At 66.6% G+C, this 16,410-nt stretch carries 13 protein-coding genes; 5 read left to right on the top strand and 8 right to left on the bottom strand.

Annotation, left to right across the window (positions count from 1 at the left end):
- Positions 1-448: 448 nt before the first annotated feature.
- Positions 449-1,288 carry an EamA family transporter gene (locus J2S73_RS16950; RefSeq protein ID WP_306886827.1) on the bottom strand — a complete coding sequence of 280 codons (840 nt, stop codon included), beginning with the start codon at positions 1,286-1,288 and terminating at the stop codon, positions 449-451.
- Between the two features lie 110 nt (positions 1,289-1,398).
- On the opposite strand from J2S73_RS16950, the gene J2S73_RS16955 reads away from it, so the two are divergent.
- Positions 1,399-2,268 (top strand): LysR substrate-binding domain-containing protein, encoded by an 870-nt coding sequence (locus tag J2S73_RS16955; protein WP_306886828.1) that lies wholly within the window; start codon positions 1,399-1,401, stop codon positions 2,266-2,268.
- A gap of 145 nt (positions 2,269-2,413) precedes the next feature.
- Here the strand turns inward: J2S73_RS16955 and J2S73_RS16960 are convergent, their stop codons facing one another.
- Positions 2,414-3,013 carry an NAD(P)H-dependent oxidoreductase gene (locus J2S73_RS16960; RefSeq protein WP_306886829.1) on the bottom strand — a complete coding sequence of 200 codons (600 nt, stop codon included), beginning with the start codon at positions 3,011-3,013 and terminating at the stop codon, positions 2,414-2,416.
- Between the two features lie 305 nt (positions 3,014-3,318).
- Here J2S73_RS16960 and J2S73_RS16965 point away from each other — a divergent pair, with 305 nt between their 5' ends.
- Positions 3,319-5,829, top strand: coding sequence for a GcvT family protein (locus J2S73_RS16965; RefSeq protein WP_306886830.1), 2,511 nt, complete (start codon positions 3,319-3,321; stop codon positions 5,827-5,829).
- Positions 5,830-5,897: 68 nt separating this feature from the next.
- On the opposite strand, the gene J2S73_RS16970 is transcribed toward J2S73_RS16965, so the two are convergent.
- Positions 5,898-7,493, bottom strand: a complete 1,596-nt coding sequence (locus tag J2S73_RS16970; protein ID WP_306886831.1) for an arylsulfatase — start codon at positions 7,491-7,493, stop codon at positions 5,898-5,900.
- 270 nt (positions 7,494-7,763) lie between these two features.
- On the opposite strand from J2S73_RS16970, the gene J2S73_RS16975 reads away from it, so the two are divergent.
- Complete coding sequence (locus tag J2S73_RS16975) at positions 7,764-8,549, top strand: DUF1194 domain-containing protein (protein ID WP_306886832.1); 786 nt, start codon at positions 7,764-7,766, stop codon at positions 8,547-8,549.
- Between the two features lie 21 nt (positions 8,550-8,570).
- Here the strand turns inward: J2S73_RS16975 and J2S73_RS16980 are convergent, their stop codons facing one another.
- The 3 genes from J2S73_RS16980 to J2S73_RS16990 all read right to left on the bottom strand — a co-directional run bounded on the left by J2S73_RS16980 (position 8,571) and on the right by J2S73_RS16990 (position 10,632).
- Positions 8,571-9,047: a GFA family protein gene (locus J2S73_RS16980; protein WP_306886833.1), complete on the bottom strand. Its 477-nt coding sequence runs from the start codon at positions 9,045-9,047 to the stop codon at positions 8,571-8,573.
- A 77-nt stretch (positions 9,048-9,124) separates the two neighbouring features.
- Positions 9,125-9,538: a hypothetical protein gene (locus J2S73_RS16985; RefSeq protein ID WP_306886834.1), complete on the bottom strand. Its 414-nt coding sequence runs from the start codon at positions 9,536-9,538 to the stop codon at positions 9,125-9,127.
- A gap of 92 nt (positions 9,539-9,630) precedes the next feature.
- A complete protein-coding gene (locus J2S73_RS16990; RefSeq protein WP_306886835.1) occupies positions 9,631-10,632 on the bottom strand; it encodes a GlxA family transcriptional regulator in 1,002 nt (333 codons plus the stop codon).
- A gap of 230 nt (positions 10,633-10,862) precedes the next feature.
- On the opposite strand from J2S73_RS16990, the gene J2S73_RS16995 reads away from it, so the two are divergent.
- The gene (locus J2S73_RS16995) at positions 10,863-12,545 is read left to right on the top strand and encodes a formate--tetrahydrofolate ligase (RefSeq protein WP_306886837.1); all 1,683 of its coding nucleotides are present in this window, start codon (positions 10,863-10,865) and stop codon (positions 12,543-12,545) included.
- A 25-nt stretch (positions 12,546-12,570) separates the two neighbouring features.
- Here the strand turns inward: J2S73_RS16995 and J2S73_RS17000 are convergent, their stop codons facing one another.
- Both J2S73_RS17000 and J2S73_RS17005 read right to left on the bottom strand, forming a co-directional pair.
- Entirely contained in the window at positions 12,571-13,650 is a 1,080-nt protein-coding gene (locus J2S73_RS17000) for a serine hydrolase domain-containing protein (RefSeq protein ID WP_306886838.1), read from the bottom strand.
- Positions 13,651-13,730: 80 nt separating this feature from the next.
- A complete protein-coding gene (locus J2S73_RS17005; RefSeq protein ID WP_306886839.1) occupies positions 13,731-14,816 on the bottom strand; it encodes a TAXI family TRAP transporter solute-binding subunit in 1,086 nt (361 codons plus the stop codon).
- Between the two features lie 330 nt (positions 14,817-15,146).
- Between J2S73_RS17005 and J2S73_RS17010 the strand changes: the two genes are divergently transcribed.
- Complete coding sequence (locus J2S73_RS17010) at positions 15,147-16,397, top strand: sarcosine oxidase subunit beta family protein (protein WP_306886841.1); 1,251 nt, start codon at positions 15,147-15,149, stop codon at positions 16,395-16,397.
- The last annotated feature ends 13 nt before the right edge of the window (positions 16,398-16,410 follow it).

The following is a 16,410-nucleotide window of genomic DNA, read 5'->3' on the forward strand; positions in this document are numbered from 1 at the left end:
CCGGATTTGCGTCAGAATAACCGCTCACGCCAGCTCGCGATGCTCGCGGCTCCGCGTGGGCGGCCTCCGGCCGGCGCGCACTTGCGCGCTGGCTGAGCAAATCCAGGAAAAGTGGGAACCGGTCTTCCGTCCGGATTTGCGTCAGAATAACCGCTCACGCCAGCTCGCGATGCTCGCGGCTCCGCGTGGGCGGCCTCCGGCCGGCGCGCACTTGCGCGCTGGCTGCGCAAATCTAGGAAGATCGGGTACCGGTTTTCCGTCCGGATTTGCGTCAGGACAACCGCTCACGACAGTCGCGCGACGCGCGGCGTCTCCGCGGGGGCGGCCTCCGGCCGGCGCGCACTTGCGCGCTGGCTGCGCAAATCCGGGAGGACAAGGCATTCTGTCCCCCTTAACTCCGCGCCCGGTCGCTTCGTCGGCCGGGCGCTTTGCGTTTCGGGGCCCGCCCTCAGAGCTTCATAAGCACGACGCCGGCGGCGATCAGGCCGACCGAGGCCCACCGGCTGCGTGAGACGGGCTCGCGCAACACGAACGCCGCGATCAGGGTCGCGAACAGGATGCTCGATTCCCGAAGCCCCGCGACCAGCGCGATCGGCACCTGTGTGAACGCCCAGACGATGATCCAGTAGGAGGCAACCGACATCGCCCCTGCGCCGAGACCGGGTTTCCAGGATGCGCGCAGGCCGGAGAAGGCCGCATCTCCGCGCGTTACCAGCGCATAGAGCACCATCAGCGCGGCATCGCCGACGAACATCCACAGAATGTAGCCCGAGGCGGTCTCCGCGACCCGGGCGCCGACACCGTCGACCAGGGTGTAGGCGGCGGTGAAGCAGGCCGTCCCCAGCGCGTAGGCGAGCGCCCTGCCCTGCATTCGGCCGAGCCCGGAGCGGTTGAGCGCAAGGGTCAGAATGCCGGCCGAGATCGCCAGCACAGCGGCAAGCGCCAGCGCATCGAACCGGGCCCCGAGAAAGAGCGCCGATACCACCGTGACAATCAACGGCGCGGTGCCTCTCGCCATCGGATAGGCCTGGCTCAGGTCGGCGTGGGTGTAGGCGCGCACGAGAAAGAGCTTGTAGCCGACATGGAGGACGGCAGAGGCAACGATCCAGGGCCAGGCGGCCAGGTCCGGCTGATCCACGAAGGGAAGAAGCGGCAGCGCGATCGCTGCCTGCCCGACCGTCAGGAGCAGCATCGTCGTTGCCCGGTCGAGCCCGACCTTGACCAGCGAATTCCAGCCCGCGTGCAAGAAGGCGGCAAGGAGCACCGCTGCGAAGACGTGGTTCTCCATCCCTCAGCCCCCGCCTCGCCGCTCGATGTCATGTGCCATGACGCCTTATCGCGGATGAAGGACCGTTGGAAAAACAACGATATTTCCGGAAATATGTGATAAAAAATCACATGAAGCGCGGCACCCTTCCCCTCACCGCCCTCAGGGCCTTCGAGGCGACCATGCGGCACGGCCAGATGCGGCTGGCCGCCGACGAGCTCGGCGTCACCCATGGCGCGATCAGTCGCCAGGTGCGCGGCCTGGAGGACATGCTCGGCGTCGTGTTGTTCGAAGGTCCGCGCAACAGGCTCGCCCCAAGCGAGGCGGCACTTGCGCTGCAACCGGCGCTCACCGAGGCCTTCGACGGGATCGAGACCGCGATCGAGCGGATCGTCGCCCGGGAACGCCGAGTGATCGACGTGTCCTGCACCAGCACGCTGGCGATGCGCTGGCTGATCCCACAGCTCGTCCATTTCCAGGCCGAGCATCCGGAGATCGAGATCCGCCTGACGGCCGACCACGGACCGGTCGACTTTTCCCGCCACAGCTTCGATGTCGCAATCCGGGTGGGCGCCGGCCCCTGGCCCGACGGCGCCGTGCTGGAGCTTTTTCCCGACCGGGTCGGCCCGGTGCTCAGCCCGAAACTGCTGCCCCTCGTCGAGGCCGGAACGGTGCTCGATGTCCCGCTGCTGCACACCAGCACCCGGCCGGACGCCTGGCCCGACTGGTGTCGGCAAACCGGCCTGCCCGACCCCGACGGCGGCCGCGTGTTCGAGCATTTCTATTTCATGCTGGAGGCCGCGACCGCCGGTCTGGGGGCAGCGATCGCCCCGGACGTGCTGATCCGCGACGACCTGGCCGCCGGCCGCCTCGTCGCCCCGTTCGGGTTCCACCCGTCCGGCCTTTCCTATGTCGCCCTATCACCGCCACGGGCGTGCCGCGACGCGGAGACGTTCGTCGCCTGGCTCGCCGTCCGCGCCGAGCTCCTCCCGCAGGCGTAACGCTCTCCGGGACAAGCAGGACTTGGGATCCGTGCTCCCTGGTAGCACCGGCGATGTCGTCGCTGGCGGCAGCTTCATCCGCATGCGCTCTTCCGCATTTCGCGCCGGGATCAAACCAAACGAGGTCCGGCGGCGGCGGGACGACCTAGCCTCCCTTTTCGCCGAGGGTGCGCATCGTCTCGAGCCACTTGGCGCGCCGCTCCGGCGAGGCTGCCTCGACCATGCCGAACAGGGTCTCGCGGATCGGACGGACGCCGACGACGGCGAGGATGCTGCGCTCGAACGACTTCGTGCCGTGGCCGCCGAACCAGATCCGGAACACCGGAGCCGGCATGCCCATGGTCGCCACGATGCGCGCCGACTTGCCCTTCAGCCGCCCCTTCGGCCACCCCGAGCCGTTGCCCGTGTCGAACCAGTCCTTGCGGTGAAGCGCCTGCTCGAAGAAGCCCTTGGTCAGCGCCGGCAGCGTGCCCAGCCACAGCGGAAACACGACGACGAGATGGTCGGCCGCCAGGATCGCCTTCTGCGCCGCAACCAGGCCGGGCGGCACCGGCGCTTCGTCGAACTCCGCCGGAGAGCGCAGCATCGGGAAGTCCAGTTGCGCCACGTCGATCACGGTGACGGCGTGGCCGGCGTCCCGCGCCGCTCCTTCATAGGCATCGGCCAGTCCCCGGCAGAGATGGCCTGGATCGGGGTCCGGGTGGCCCTGGATCAGGGCGATGGACTTCGGCTGGGCGGACACCATGGAGCGCCTCGCAAAACGGGCTGCGGGAAGCGCCAAGCTTCGCTCTTTTGACGACCCGTGTCCTTGCGCCAGATCACCCGGAGCGCACGCAAAACCGACACGAGCGGCCCCGGATGTCGTCGCAGACCGACATGGCTGTCGCATCCATGGGATCGGCGCCCGCGCGAGTTCCCCATAGTGGCAATCGGACAGCCTCGGATCGGGCCCTCCCAAGCAACCGACGGCGCTGCACAGCTTCGAACTGATCGAGACGGACGGGGATTATCCGCCGCCTAGCGGCGCGGGCCACGAGAGGAGTCGTTATCATGAGAACCCACGCGCGCGCAGTGGTCGTCGGTGGAGGCGTGGTCGGGGTCTCGACCCTCTACCATCTGGCCAAGAAAGGCTGGAGCGATTCCGTCCTCATCGAGCGCAAGGAGCTGACCTCCGGCTCGACCTGGCACGCGGCCGGGCTTCTGCCGCTGTTCAACGTCTCCTACTCGGTCGGCCAGATCCACAAATACTCCGTCGACTTCTACGAGAAGCTCCAGGAGGAGACCGGCCAGGACGTCGGCCTTCGCCGCGTTTCCAACATCCGCATCGCCCGCACCCGCGACCGCTGGGACGAGTTCATGTACTACGCCGGCATCGCGGAGACGATCGGCGTGGACGTGAAGATCCTGACGCCGGACCAGATCAAGGAGATCTGGCCGCTCTGCGAGACCGACGGCCTGCTCGGCGGCATCCAGCATCCCGACGACGGCTACGTGCAGCCAGCCGACCTGACCCAGGCGCTGGCCAAGGGCGCCCGCGCCTACGGCGCGGAGATCAATCGCTACACGACCGTGCTGGGCATCGAGCAGACCCGCACCGGCGAATGGCTGGTCAAGACCGACAAGGGCGACATCACCTGCGAGCACGTGATCTCGGCCACCGGCAACTTCGCCCGCAAGACCGGCGAGATGGTCGGTCTCGACATTCCCGTCATCCCGGTGGAGCACCAGTACATCGTCACCGAGGCGCATCCGGCCATCAAGGCGCGCAAGGCACAGGGCCTGCCGGAGATGGGCGTGCTGCGCGAGGCGGATTCCTCCTGGTACATGCGCGAGGAAGCAGGCGGCCTGCTGCTTGGGCCGTACGAGGTCGGCGCGCCGGTCTGCTATGTCGACGCTCCCTCCGACCAGTCCGAGTACGAGCTCTTCCAGGAGGATCTCGACCGGCTGATGCCCTATATCGAGACCGCGATCGCCCGGGTTCCCGCCTTCGGCGAGGTCGGCATCAAGAAGGTCTACAACGGCGCCATCGCCTACACCCCGGACGGCTCGCCGATCGTCGGCCCGGCCTGGGATCTGAAGAACTTCTGGCTGAACGAGGGCCACTCCTTCGGCGTGACCGCCGCCGGCGGCGCCGGCTGGCAGCTGGCCGAGTGGATCGTGGAAGGCGAGCCGACCATCGACATGATGGGCGTCGACCCGCGCCGGTTCGGCCCGCACGCGACCCGCGGCTATCTGCGCGAGAAGAACGAGGAAGCCTACGCCAACGTCTTCACCGTCCACTATCCGGACGAGGAACGCATGGCCGGCCGGCCGCTGAAGCGCGCGCCCTGCTACGACCGGATGAAGGAACTCGGTGCCGTGTTCGGCTCCGTCTACGGGTGGGAGCGGCCGAACTGGTTCGCGCCGGAAGGCTTCGGGATCGCCCCCGACGCCCTCGACAAGCCCGACGTGATCCTCAACCACAACCATCCCGAGCCCGCCGCCGACGGCAAGATCAAGGAGCTGTGGTCGTTCCGCCGGTCCAACTATTTCGAGCAGGTCGGCGCGGAAGCCCGCCACGTGCACGAGCAGGCCGGCCTCCTCGACATGTCCGCCTTCTCCAAGTTCGAGGTGTGGGGGCCGGGCGCGGAAGCGTGGCTCGACAGCCTCGTCGCCAACCGGCTGCCGAAGAAGATCGGCCGCATCGGCCTCGCCCATCTTCTGACGCCGTCCGGCGGCGTGCGCTCGGAGTTCACCATTTACCGGGAAGGGCCCCAGCGCTTCTATCTGGTCTCCGCCGGCGCCTATGAGCGGCACGACTTCGACACCCTGCAGAAGCTGCTGCCGGCCGACGGCTCGGTGATGCTGCAGAAGGTGACGACCCAGTACGGCGTGCTGGTCCTGGCCGGGCCGGAATCCCGCAATATCCTGCAGGCGCTCACCGACACCGACCTGTCGACGGCGGCGTTCCCCTGGCTCACCGGCAAGACCATCAATGTCGGCCATGCCACCGCCAAGGCGCTGCGCGTCAACTTCGTCGGCGAGCTGGGCTGGGAGCTGCATCATCCGATCGAGATGCAGAACACCATCTTCGATCTGATCATGGATGTGGGCAAGGCCCACGGCGTACGCCCGTTCGGCATCCGCGCCATGGACGCGCTGCGGATCGAGAAGTCCTACCGGCTGATCCCCCGGGAGCTGTCGGTGGAGTACGCGGCGCTGGAATCCGGGCTCGACCGGTTCGTGCACCTCAACAAGGCGAGCTTCATCGGCCGGGAAGCCCTGGTGGAGCGCCAGCAGCGCGGCTTCGACTGGGCCTTCGCCACCATGCAGGTCCACGACGTGTCCGAGGCCGACGCCCGCGGCAACGAGCCGATCTACGTAAACGGCGACCTGGTCGGCCGGGCGACCTCCGGCGGCTTCGGCTGGCGCACCGACCAGAGCCTCGCGCTGGGCATGGTCCGGCCGGATTACGCGGAGGTCGGCACCGAGCTGGAGATCTCCATCCTCGGCAAGCGCCACATGGCGACGGTCGTCGGCGAATCCCCGTTCGACCCGGACAATCAGCGCCTGCGCGCCTGAGACCTCCTCCGGGCAGACTGAAAAAGCGGCGGCCGGCTCCTATCCGGCCGCCGTTTCGCGTTGACGGCTCACTGAAGTCCCTTGCTCATGAAGTCCTCCACCACGTTCGACATGTCGAAGGACGTGCCGCCCTGGACCGGCGGATACTCCGCCAGCGACTGGAGATGCTGGGCCATGAGCGTCGACATCGGCTGGATCAGCCACGAGACCTTCTGCATCAGGTGCCCGTAGGCGTCGGTGCTGTCGTAGCTTTCGAATGGATCGGAGCGGATGTTGAAGACCAGCGGTGCGGTCCTGGGCTCCAGGTTCGCGTAGTAGTCTTCCTTGGTCGAGAAGTGGAACTTCCACGGCCCCATCCGGACGGCGGTCAGGATGCTCTCATAGTAGTGGAAGATGTGGTTGCGCTCCGACCGGTCACTCTGGCCGAGCCAGTAGGCGAGATTGTTGACGCCGTCGATGAACTGACCCTTCTCGGTCTCGACCCGCTCGGCGGGATCCTCGATGCCGGCGGCGGCTGCCAGGGTCGTGAACATGTCCTGGTGGGCCTGGATCCCCGTCCGAACCTCGCCGGCCGGCAGAGCGGCGGGCCACCGGATCACCGACGGGACGCGGACGCCGCCCTCGAAGGTCGTCATCTTCTCGCCGCGGAACGGCGTCGTTCCACCGTGGGGCCAGGAGGAGTGCTCGGGTCCGTTGTCGGTGGAGTACCAGACGATGGTGTTGTCGGTCAGACCGTTGTCGTCGAGCCACGCCAGAACCATACCGATATCGGTATCGTGCTCGATCATGCCGCTGCCGTAGTAGTCGTCCTCGAAGGTGTAGGTCTCGGCGAGATAGCGCGATTCCTCCCGAAGCCGGGTGTAGAGGTGCATCCGGCTGGTGTTGAGCCAGACGAAGAACGGCTCGTCCGCCTCCAGTGAGGCCTCCATGAACGCGATGGCTCTCGGAACGACTTCCTCGGTGTCGAAGGTCTTCATCCGCTCCTGGGTCAGCGGACCGGTGTCTTCGATGGTCTGGTTGCCGACCACGCCGAACCGCGGATCTTCGGTGTCGTCGAATTCCTCGGTGGCGAAGGTATGGAGCACGCCCCGGGTGCCGTAGCGGGCCTCGTAGGCTTCCAGCGATCCGGCGAACTCTTCGGCGAAGCGCTGGTAGTCGCGCTGTTCGGCCTCTTCCTGCGTGTTGAGGTGGTACAGGTTGCCGAAGAACTCGTCGAAGCCGTGATTGGTGGGCAGGTGGACGTTGCGGTCCCCGAGATGGTTCTTTCCGAACTGCCCGGTCCGGTAGCCTTCGGCCTTCAGGAGTTCGGCGAGCGAGGGGCTTTCCGGTTGCAGACCCAGCGGCGAGCCCGGCTGACCCACCGTCGTCATGCCCGAGCGGATCGGATACTGCCCGGTGATGAAGGCGGCCCGTCCGGCCGTGCACGAGGGCTGCGCGTAATGATCGGTGAAGAGGATGCCTTCCTCGGCGATCCGATCGATGTTCGGCGTCGCATAGCCCATGATCGGATGGCCGTACGCGGACACGTTGGACCAGCCGATGTCGTCTCCCCAGATCACCAGGATGTTGGGCGGCTGGCGCTCCGGGTCCTCCTGTGCGACGGCCGGCACCGCCAGCATGAGGACAAACGGCAATGCCGCCAGTTTCGGCATGATACCTTTCATGATCGCTCCTCCCTCGACCGATCTGCTGCTCCTGCATGAGAAAAGCTAGCACGGCGGCCCGCGGAAAACACGCAACACGGCGTGATCACAATGCCGGATTGTATGTCTCCCGCCCAAACCTGCGCCCCGACTGCACGCCCTTTCACCTCGCCATCGCCGTTCCCCCGCCCTACTCTTCTCGGGAGCCGGAGCGCATGGAGCGGACCGGCCTATGGTTCGGGGGTGGGATCGAGCGGAAGGAGCGTGCCGGTGCGAGCATTCGGACGGGCCATGGCCTTGCTTGCGGCGCTTGCCCCCGCCGCGCCGGCTGTGGCGCAGGTGGAGGACGTGGTCGATATCGAGCTGGTGCTTGCCGTCGATGTGTCCTGGTCCATGGACCACGACGAGCAGCTTCTCCAGCGCCAGGGCTATGTCGGCGCCTTCCTCCATCCCGACGTGCTCGCCGCCATCGAGGCCGGCGACTGGGGCCGGATCGCGGTGACCTATGTGGAATGGGCCGGCGCCGGACTGCAGCAGGTCGTGGTGCCGTGGACGCTGGTGGACGGTCCCGACAGCGCCGAAGCGTTTGCCGCCCGGCTGGCCGCCGCCCCGCTCGGGCGGCTCAGGCGGACCTCCATCTCCGGCGCGCTCGCGTTCACCGGCACACTGTTCGACGACAACGGCTACGAAGGCTTCCGCCGCGTCATCGACATGTCCGGCGACGGCCCGAACAACATGGGCCCCCCGGTCACCGAGGAGCGCGACAAGCTGATCGAGGCCGGCATCACCGTGAACGGCCTGCCGATCATGATCCGGCGGTCGTCCTACGATCCGTTCTTCCAGATCACCAATCTCGACGTCTACTACGAGGACTGCGTGATCGGCGGGTTCGGCGCGTTCATGGTCGTCGTTAAGAGCGCGGACGAGTTCGCCGACGCCATCCGGCGCAAGCTGATCCTGGAGATCGCGGGGGCAAAGCCACAGACGATTCCGGCCCAGCAGATCCTGGAGCAAGGACCGCGGATCGACTGCCTGATCGGCGAGAAGCTCTGGCAGCGCTGGCGCGGCGGGCCGTAAATCAACGCCAGCAGGCGGCACCTACGGCACGCCGCCGTTGACCGCCAGGTGATCGGAAAAGGCCTGCATCAGGCCCGGCAGGTCCTCCATCGAGGGGAACCTCTCGTAGCTGTGCCGCGCCGGCGTGCGCGCCCACGACAGCCGCTCGGCCGTCATCGTTTCCATGAAAGGCACGCACCAGGCGGGATCATCGATCATGGCCGGGCGCACGTTGACGAACTCCGGCACGCCGTCGATGCGCGTGAACATCCAGGACTTGCAGTGCGGACAGCAGAAATGGGCGAGCCCGTTGCCCTGCACGCCGGCCGGAACCGGTTCGCCCTCCAGCACCCGGAAGGTGGTCGCGGCCACCATCGCGGTCAGCGAGAAGGCGCTTGCGCTCATCCGCTGGCACCCGCGGCAGTGGCATGCGGCGGTGATCAGCGGCGGCGCGCTCACCTGAAAGCGCGTGCGCCCGCAGCGGCAGATGCCGACGAGAGGATCGAATTCGCGGGCCATCAGGCGCTTCCGTCTACTGGCGCGGAGGGGCTCGGTGCCTGGCTCTCAAAATCCGCCGGCTTCGGGCGAGATCCGGACTAATTCCGCGTCCGCGTCCAGTCCGGCTCGCAGATGACCCGGGAGCCGCCGGTCTCGTAACAGTTGGGGGCCTTCTTGGCCGGCTCCGGCGGCGCGCCGCAGGCCACACGCCTGAGCGTATAGTGGGCCTGTTCGACCACCTCGCGCGTCTCCACGTAGACGGCGGGCTGTGTCACAAGCTCCCATTGCTCGACGGCGCCGACCTTGCGCACCACCCACTGCTTCTTGGCGGGGCGGACCAGCCGACCCTCCGTGTTCACGCGCACCTTGGCGGGCACGAACGCCTTGACGTAGCACTTCTTTTCGACGCCGGGCGCGCTGTCCTCGACATAGAATTCCTTGGCACCCGCCTGGGTCGACGCCAGCCCGAGCCCGACGACGGCCGCAGCCGCCAGCATCCATCCGCGCCTCATCCCGTGCCTCCCTCGCAGCGACCCCGAAGCCATTGGTTAACATCATCTTAACGGGGAAAGGCCGGGAAAGGCGAGTCGGAGGTTGGTCGTAGTTACTCGGCCGCCATCTGGGCGGTGTCACGCTCCAGCCGGGTCTGGGCCGGCGACTGGCCGTACATCTCCCGGAAGCACTTGGAGAAGTGGGAGGCGGACACGAACCCGCAGGCTATCGCCACGTCCACGATCGGCATGTTGGACTGCAGGAGCAGGTGCCGCGCCCGGTCCAGCCGGACCTCCAGATAGTAGCGCGCCGGCGACATGCCGAGCCCGGTGCGGAAAAGCCGCTCGATCTGCCGGCGCGACAGGCCGACATAGCCGGCGATGTCGACGAGCGAGAGCGGCTCGTCGATGTTGGCTTCCATCAGCTCGATGATGAAGAGAAGCTTGGTGTTGTGAACGCCGAGACGGGCGCGCAGCGGCAGGCGCTGGCGGTCGTGCGGATTGCGCACCCGGTCCGCCAGGCACTGTTCGCAGATCCGGTTGACCACCCCCTCGCCGTGATCGGTGTTGATCAGCGAGAACATCATGTCCAGCGCGGCCGTCCCGCCGGCGCAGGTGTACATGTTGTCGGCGACCTCGAAGAGATCGGCGAACACGTTGGCTTCCGGGAACCGCTCGGAGAAGGCCGGCAGCGTCTCCCAGTGGATCGCGCAGCGCTTGCCGTCCAGAAGCCCCGCCTCGGCCAGCACCCAGGCGCCGGTGCACAGGCCGCCGACCGTCACGCCGGCGGTGCGCAGCTGCCGGAGCCAGGGCCGCACGTTGCGGGTGTCCAGCGTCTCCACGCCGATGCCGGAACAGACGAACACCATGTCCGGCCGCTCGGAGCCTGTGTGCTTGCGCTCCTCGGCGAGCGAGCTTTCCACGGCGATCGTGCAGCCGTTGCTGGCGGTCTCGGTGCCGCCGTGTTCGGAGATGATGCGCCAGCGATAGAAGGGATAGCCCAGATGCCGATTGGCCAGACGCAAGGGCTCGATCGCGGTCGCGAACGCGATCATCGAGAAGTTCGGCAGCAGTAAGAAGACAATCGTCCGTGACTGGCGCGCTCGGGTATCCATGGCCCACCGGCTCTCTGCTTCCGATGTCGCCCCACGAAAGCTGGCCAGAATCGCTAAATCTTATCAAATGTAGTTTGCGCGTATCGCCACTGCAACGCGAGAATCGACCATGCCGCGCTGGTCCGACCATCCCGGGCCCGGCGCAACCGGTGCGCTTCCGGGTGCCCGCGGGGTTGTGGCGGATTGCAGCCTCGTTCTAGACAGGTCCACCCGCCCCAGCGACCAGGCCAGTGATGACAGCGAAATCCGACCTCGAGATTGCCCGCGCCGCCGATTGCCGCCCGATCGCGGAGATCGCCGCCAAGCTCGATATCCCATTCGAGAACCTGGTCCCGTTCGGTCACGACAAGGCGAAGGTGTCGCTCGACTACGCGGCGTCGCTGAAGGATCGGCCGGACGGCAAGCTGGTGCTGGTGACCGCCATCAACCCGACGCCTGCCGGCGAGGGCAAGACGACGACCACGGTGGGGCTCGGCGATGCCCTCAACCGGATCGGCAAGCGGACGACGATCTGCCTGCGCGAACCGTCTCTCGGCCCCTGCTTCGGCATGAAGGGCGGGGCTGCGGGCGGCGGCTATGCCCAGGTCGTGCCGATGGAGGACATCAACCTCCACTTCACCGGCGACTTCCACGCCATCACCACGGCCCATAACCTGCTCGCCGCAATGGTCGACAATCATCTCCACTGGGGCAACGCGCTGGGCATCGATCCGCGCCGGATCGTCTGGCGCCGGGTAATGGACATGAACGACCGCGCGCTGCGCGACATCGCCATCGGTCTCGGCGGCACGGCCAACGGCGTCGTCCGCGAGAGCGGCTTCGACATCACCGTGGCGTCCGAGATCATGGCGATCTTCTGCCTTGCCGAGGATCTGGCCGATCTGGAGCGCCGGCTCGGCGAGATCGTGGTCGCCTACCGCACCGACGACACGCCCGTCACGGCGCGCGACCTCAAGGCCGATGGCGCCATGGCCGTGCTCCTGCGCCAGGCGCTGGCGCCCAATCTGGTGCAGACGCTGGAGAACAACCCGGCCCTCGTCCATGGCGGCCCGTTCGCCAACATCGCCCATGGCTGCAATTCCATGGTCGCCACCAAGACCGCCCTTAAGCTCGCCGATTACGTGGTGACCGAGGCCGGTTTCGGCGCCGATCTGGGCGCGGAAAAGTTCTTCGACATCAAGTGCCGCAAGGGCGGTCTGAAGCCGGACGCGGCCGTCGTGGTGGCCACCATCCGCGCCCTCAAGATGCACGGCGGCGTCGGCCGGGAGGCGCTTGGCCAGGAGGACGCGGAGGCCGTGTCGCGCGGCTGCGCCAACCTCGCCCGCCACGTGGAGAACGTGAAGAAGGGGTTCGGCGTCCCCGTCGTGGTCGCGGTGAACCGGTTTTCCGCCGACACCCAGGCGGAATTCGAGGCGGTGAAGACAGCCTGTGCCACGATGGAGGTGGAAGCCGTCCTGTGCGAGCACTGGGCGAAGGGGTCCGCCGGCACCGAGGCGCTGGCCCATGCCGTGGTCGGGCTGGTGGAGGCCGGAACCGCCGACTTTCAGCCGATCTATCCCGATGCCATGCCGCTATTGGACAAGATCCGGGCGGTCGCCCAGAAGGTCTACCGTGCCGACGACGTGGTCGCGGACAAGCGCGTGCGCGATCAGCTTGCCGCCTTCGAGGCGGCCGGCTACGGCGACCTGCCGGTGTGCATGGCCAAGACCCAGTATTCGTTCTCGACCGATCCGGCCGCCCGCGGGGCGCCGACGGGCTTCCGGATCCCGGTGCGCGAGGTCCGGCTTTCCGCCGGCGCCGGGTTCGTGGTCGCGCTCACCGGCGAGATCATGACGATGCCGGGCCTGCCCAGCCATCCGGCGGCGGAGAAGATCGGGATCAGCCGGGAAGGCTGGATCGACGGGCTGTTCTAGTCGGTCCGCCCGCGGAGGCAGCAGGTCAGGGCTTCCCGCGGGCCTGAACGGCCGGCACCACGTACTCTTCGATGATCTTCACCGGGAGCTGCCAGTCGCCGGGCTGGTTGTAGTTTCCCGCAAGGACGGCGACGACAACGCCCATGTCCGGCTGGACGGTCAGGCGCTGGCCGCCATTGCCGAAACCGGCGGCCCATGCCGGCGGGTTTCCGTAGGGAGCGAGCCACCAGAAATAGCCGTACCGGAGCCCGCTCGGCACCTCCGCGTGGGGCGTCATCGAAGCCTTCAGCCACACCGCGGGCACCACCTGGCGCCCGTCATAACGCCCCTCCTGAAGGATCATCTCGCCGAGCTTGGCAAGATCGGGCAGCGTCAGCCGCAGGCCTGAGGCTGCCGAGGGAATGCCATCGTCACCCCGCACCCATTCGAAGCTCGAAATCCCGAGGGGCGCGAACAGAACGCGCTCGGCATAAGTGTCGATCGGCTCGCCGACGCCATCGGAAATCAGCTTGCCCACGATCGCCGTCGCCCCGCCACTGTAGGTCCAGGCCTCGCCCGGCTTCGACACCATCGGGCGGTCGAGCACGAACCGGTAGCGATCGTCGGCCATTTCCATGGCGACCTCGCTGTTGCGCGGGTCGCTGTAGGGAAGGTCCTCGTTCCACTCCGTCCCCATCGTCATGGACAGCGCATCTTCAATCCGGATCGACGCGCGCTGCGGATCGTCGAGAAGATCGGCGTACTCGGGAAACTGGGCGATCAGGGGCGCATCGACCGGCGGCACTTTCCCTTCCGACAGGGCAATGCCGTACAGAATGCCCACGACCGATTTCGTCACGGACCGCAGATCGTGGAGTTCATCCGGCCCGAACGTGCGCATGCCGATCGGCTCGCCCCAGCGCTGGTCCTCACCCGAGAAATAGGCCTCGGCCAGAACCTCGCCGTCGTGCGCCACGAACGCGGCATGCAACCCCGACAATTCGCCTGCCTCGACCGCTCCTGTCAGAGCCCGGTCCAGATCCCGGACCTCCTGCGCCGCGGCCGGCAGGCTGGCGACGAGCAACACCGTGGTCGCCGCAGCGACCCTTGAAACCAAAGACGACATCTGAACAGACCCTGTACTCTTCCCCGTCAGCCGGGAGTCCGGTTGCTCATAGCCGAGTCGGACCGTGCTGTCGGCAAAGATCAGTGATCGGGGACCAGATCGGCCGGAATAAGGAGCCCCTTCTCCCGGTAGTAGCGGGCGGCTCCGGGATGCAGGGGCACGTTCATCCCGATCAGGGCGTTTTCGAGCTTCACCTGGTCGCGAAACGGGTTCTGGATGACCGTGCCGCCGAGATTTTCCCATTCTTCGCGTTCATAGAACTCGTCGATATTCTCCCAGAACGCCTTCGTCGCCGCATAGACGACATCGTCGGGCATCTCCTCGTGGGTCGCGATCCCGAGCCCGATCTGATGATAGCACTGCGGCTCGTCGTTGATCTGGTTCGGCCCGTAGAAATGCGTTGGGATGCAGCCCACCCTGAATCCGGGCCCTGAGAGTTTCCGAACCAGTTCGGGGTTGGAACGAAGATCCGATTGCGTAAAGCCGACAACGCGAACCTTGCGGGCGATCGAGGCGATCTTGACCTGATCTCGCGGAGCGGATCCGAAATAGAAGACCCCATCCAGCGACCCGTCCAGAAACTGATCGTACGCTTGCGTGAAGGTGAGTTCCGCAAGCTCGTAGTCGGTGCCGGCCTGCAGTCCCGCATATTCGAGGATCAGGTCTGTGAAGAACCGTGTGCCCGTCCCGTTGGCCGGTCCGACGAAGATCCGCTTGCCTCGAAGGTCCCTGAAGGACCGGATACCTTCGTCCTCCAAGGTCAGCAGATGCGGCACCCCGGTCGGAAAATAGAAAATGCCCCGGAGATTGGTCGACTTTTCCGCTGCATCCGGAAAGCGGTCGAACGGGTGGCTTCCTTTCGACATCGCATCGACCAGCGTCCACACCACTGCCGAATAATCGAGCTTCCCATCGGCCAGCCGGACCATCGCTTCGGGAAGCGCCTCGGTCGCTTCCAGGTCCACCTCAATACCGGGTGCATATTTGCTGACCAGACGGGCGAAGGCGTCTGTCACTTCGTAGTTGGTGCTGCCGGGCTCGAAGGTGCTCATCGTATGAACGGACTCGGCGCGCCCGGTCCCGCCCGCTTTGGCGGAGGTCAGCACCATCGCCACCGCCAGGGCGGCAGCAAGGAGAGCAATGAACTTCGCGGCTGTTCCAGTCACGACACGTTCCAGTTCGAGCGTACCGTTGCCTGGTGACATCAACCAGACCGGTTCGAAAACACGGAGATTGCGTAGACCCCACGCCCGGCGCCAACGCGGATCCTGCGGCAAGGCGCCAGGGTCGTTGAGACGGACGAAAAACCATGTCTTTCCGCCGTCGGTCTTTCATATTTCACAATCGGACTAGGCCTTGGCACTTTGCGACATCGCAAGACGCGGATGGAAGGTCATCCGCAGCAGCGTCCGGCGATAGTGAGCGATCACGATGCCGATCCGCTCGCAGGCGGTCACCGGTGATATGGCCCCCTCCCGGGCAAGGATATTTGGGCGATGCAGCGCTACTCCCTTCTCCGTCTCGTTCGCGAAGGCCTCAGGGGCCACACCGGCTGGCAACCGGCCTGGCGCAAGGCAGCGCTCAAAGACTCGTATGACGCCGTGATCATAGGTGGCGGCGGTCACGGCCTTGCGACGGCTTATTATCTCGCCAAGGTTCACGGCGTGACCAACATTGCCGTTATCGAAAAGGGATGGATCGGCGGCGGCAACGCCGGTCGCAACACCACGATCATCCGGTCCAACTACCTCTACGACGAATCCGCGGCGATATACAACCACGCGCTGAACCTGTGGAAGACGCTCGGCCGCGAGCTGAACTTCAACATCATGATGAGCCACCGCGGCGTGCTGAACCTGGCCCACGACGAGGGCGAGGCGCGCACGATCAAGCGGCGCGTCGAGGCGAACCGGCTGAACGGCGTCGAGGCCGAATGGCTCGAGGCGAAGGAGGTGGCGGAGTTCTGCCCGATCCTCAACATGTCGGCCTCCGCCCGCTACCCGATCGTCGGCGGCAGCCTGCAGCGCTCCGGTGGCGTCAACCGCCACGACGCGGTGGTCTGGGGCTTCGCCCGGGCGGCCAGCGCCCTCGGCGTCGACATCATCGAGAAGACGGAAGTCACCGACATCCGGGTCGAGGCCGGCCAGGTCACGGCGGTGGAGACCACCCGCGGCACGGTGAAGACCCCGAAGGTCGCCTCCGTGGTCGCCGCCCATACCAGCGTCATCGCCGACATGGTCGGGGTGCGGCTGCCGATCCAGAGCCATCCGCTGCAGGCGCTGGTCTCCGAGCCGATCAAGCCGGTCATCGACTGCGTGGTCATGTCCAACGCCGTCCACGCCTACTGCAGCCAGTCCGACAAGGGCGAGTTGGTCATCGGCGCCGGCATCGACCACCACAATTCCTACACCCAGCGCGGCCAGATCGGCCTGATCGAGCACCAGATCGCGGCGATCAAGGAGGTCTTCCCGATCTTCTCGCGGCTGCGGATGCTGCGCCAGTGGGGCGGCATCGTCGATGTCTGCCCGGACGCCAGCCCGATCCTGTCGAAGACCCCGGTGAAGGGCTTCTACATCAACGGCGGATGGGGCACCGGCGGCTGGAAGGCGACGCCCGGCTCCGGCCACGCCTTCGCCGACCTCGTCGCCAACGACGAGCCGAACGCCATCGCCGCCCCGTTCGCCATCGGCCGCTTCGTGACCGGGGCGCTCGTCGCCGAGCACGGCGCGGCCGCCGTCGCCCACTAACCTCAGGACCTGC

This window comes from Amorphus orientalis (assembly GCF_030814015.1).
Classification (GTDB): domain Bacteria; phylum Pseudomonadota; class Alphaproteobacteria; order Rhizobiales; family Amorphaceae; genus Amorphus; species Amorphus orientalis.